This is a genomic window from Capnocytophaga sp. oral taxon 332 str. F0381 (genome assembly GCF_000318275.2).
Taxonomy (GTDB): domain Bacteria; phylum Bacteroidota; class Bacteroidia; order Flavobacteriales; family Flavobacteriaceae; genus Capnocytophaga; species Capnocytophaga bilenii.
This window is the reverse complement of sequence record NZ_KB291326.1, coordinates 1,227-3,708: the sequence shown is the minus strand read 5'-3', so window position 1 is coordinate 3,708 and position 2,482 is coordinate 1,227. Positions and strand designations below refer to the sequence as shown.

The window sequence follows — 2,482 nt, the reverse complement described above, 5'->3', positions numbered from 1 at the left end:
ATTAATTTGTTAAAGATAGTATCTTTGCTTTGTGAGCGATTAGTTCTAAAACTGTATTCCGCTAAAGAGCGGTCTATGTTAAACTCTGATACCCAAGAATATATACCTCAAATCATCTCCTTTACTGATGCTAATGGCAACGACACTACCAAAGAACAGGTAGAAGCCAACTACCGCCAAATAAAGTTAGATGTCGTTGAAATCATTGAACGCGAAAAGGAACGTATCGCCAACGACCCTGAGCTGAGGCATTTGGTAGAGAAGAAAGGGGAATAAAGTTTATAAACTTCCTCTTATTTTCTCATAATACTCCATCACAAACTTCAAGTCTTCTGGAAGTGAGTTGCGATCTATAGACCATAGTATATCTGGATTTGTGTTATTCTTGTTAAAAAATAATGCAATATAAAAAAACTCCTCATCACAAATAGGTATATAATTTAAAAAATTAAAATTATTATTATCTAAATATTTGTAAGGTATCTTTTCAAAAAAAAACTCATTATTTTTAGTGATACTTTTTTTAATATTTGATTCTATAACAAGAGTATCCTTATATATATTTTCAAATAAACAAACACTATCTCTAGTTAGAAAAATACCATTGATTGTATCATTTATACTAAAAGGCCGATCAGAGGGAATGTGATAGAAGGCTATTTTAGAAACCTGATGTTTAGTTGTTTTAAATTTAATAAATTTCTTATTGTAATATATATCTGTTACACCACAAGAATTAGTACAAAAAAGAAAAAAATAATAAGATAAAAATAAATACTTCATAAGACTAATAATTAAAAATTAAACTTCTATCTCTTCTCATTATTTCCCATTGCCATTTAAAAAAAGAATACATCTTTCCTTTGAAATCATTATCGCTTGAATCAGGAGCATTTACCTTCTTCCTATCATAGTCCATATAATTATCTGTATATCCTTGATAAAATACATGTTCACTTAATCCACCTTCTTGAAAAATATGAGGAAGAGATAACGAATGTCCACACTCATGAATTGTAGTTCTTTCACTATTTAATCCAGAATTGAATATGACTCAATAATTTTCCCAAACATTATTCATTCCATTTAAAAAAGAAATTCCATTAGTTCCTCCTGAATTTATATCCGTATAAAATAAATAAGTTTATTATTTTAAAAACTTAAAACCATTGTTGCTCATATATGACTTTATTTTCTTATCCGTGAGTTCGTTGTGTAGCTCTCCTCCTATTGCTTTGACTTCCTTAACTTTATTGTCATATAGATGCACAAAAATATAGCTAAAAGTCGTGCAATTCTTCATATAACAAGCAACAGCCATCTCAATAGCAACATAAGTATCCTTCTTGTTTTTTGAGCAATATATAGCAAGAGGAATACAATAGTCTAATGCAAGTTCCTCTTTGTCAAACCTCACTTGCTGCTTATTGATGGTTAGAAAATATCCGTTGTCTATACTGTGTTTTGGGATAGTAGAACACTCTGGCTCTCTCCTTCTATCATTCTTCGTATCAATAAGCATATAGATGTCATTATCTAATGCTTTGATGTTTATCACATACCTGGCAAAAGAATGGTTTAGAAGCCCCCAACAATAGGGAGGATTATCAATCAAATCTATTTTAGCATACCTCACATTTTGCTGTGAATATGCTATATTAAAAAACAGAAATAAACAAAGAAATCTCATTTTTTTATTTTTAAAGGTGTTAATATTTTAATCCATTACGCATATAATGCTTGATTTTTGTATAGCTATCAATAAAAGTACCCTCACTCCTAATTATTTTTGAATTCATAACACCTCCTTTTTCCATATATACAAAGATATAATAATAATCATGGCAATATTTACTATAACACATTGTGTATAATTCAATTGCGATATAGGTGTTGTTATTCTGTTTTTTAGACCAAAGCCCCATAGGTATACAACTATAAATTTTATCAATTTCCTCTAATTGTATAACTTGATTATTAATCTTTAAAAAAGGATTGTTTTTTAATTTTTCTTTTATAACATTAGTACATTTATGATAACCTAATGAACCATTTGCTGTATTAATGCATAAATAAATATGATCACCCATAATATCTTCATCAACGACATAATAGCTATCACCATCATCTGACTCACCCCAACAACAAGACTCGTATAAGTCTTTTGTGGAATATGTCTTCTTATTCTGAGCAAAAATAATACATTGAGTTAATAGTAATAAAATAATAAAACTTTTCTTCATAAATTTTTATAACCTAATTCTGTTGTTTTATAGAATAATGTTGGCAAACCTTTTTCAGTTTTATGTATAAGGTTTGTCCTTCTTGTGAGGCACTAATCTGTATGCGTATCCCATTAGGAGTAACAGCGTGGCACTCTTCAAGGGTTAGTTGCAGCTGATTGTAGTGATCCATCAGCACGTGCATCTTTACCACATCGCCTGCCACAGGCTGTAAGCCATAGTTAAGGTCTGTGGTTTGC

At 29.9% G+C, this 2,482-nt stretch carries 3 protein-coding genes and 2 pseudogenes; all 5 read right to left on the bottom strand.

What is annotated here, in order from left to right:
* Window positions 1-101 (bottom strand): annotated as a pseudogene (locus HMPREF9075_RS13240) (IS1595 family transposase); the annotation flags it as partial.
* Between the two features lie 178 nt (window positions 102-279).
* Window positions 280-783 carry a hypothetical protein gene (locus HMPREF9075_RS08510; RefSeq protein WP_009416133.1) on the bottom strand — a complete coding sequence of 168 codons (504 nt, stop codon included), beginning with the start codon at window positions 781-783 and terminating at the stop codon, window positions 280-282.
* Window positions 784-1,147: 364 nt separating this feature from the next.
* Window positions 1,148-1,690 carry a hypothetical protein gene (locus HMPREF9075_RS08505; protein WP_009416131.1) on the bottom strand — a complete coding sequence of 181 codons (543 nt, stop codon included), beginning with the start codon at window positions 1,688-1,690 and terminating at the stop codon, window positions 1,148-1,150.
* A gap of 19 nt (window positions 1,691-1,709) precedes the next feature.
* Window positions 1,710-2,243, bottom strand: a complete 534-nt coding sequence (locus HMPREF9075_RS08500) for a hypothetical protein (protein ID WP_009416130.1) — start codon at window positions 2,241-2,243, stop codon at window positions 1,710-1,712.
* Between the two features lie 13 nt (window positions 2,244-2,256).
* Window positions 2,257-2,482: pseudogene (locus HMPREF9075_RS13875) on the bottom strand (hypothetical protein); the annotation flags it as partial.

What these genes read in the sequence shown, in the direction of transcription:
- HMPREF9075_RS08510 (WP_009416133.1), bottom strand. Translation starts at nt 783, where the DNA reads ATGAAGTATTTATTTTTATCTTATTATTTTTTTCTTTTTTGTACTAAT.
- HMPREF9075_RS08505 (WP_009416131.1), bottom strand. Translation starts at nt 1,690, where the DNA reads ATGAGATTTCTTTGTTTATTTCTGTTTTTTAATATAGCATATTCACAG.
- HMPREF9075_RS08500 (WP_009416130.1), bottom strand. Translation starts at nt 2,243, where the DNA reads ATGAAGAAAAGTTTTATTATTTTATTACTATTAACTCAATGTATTATT.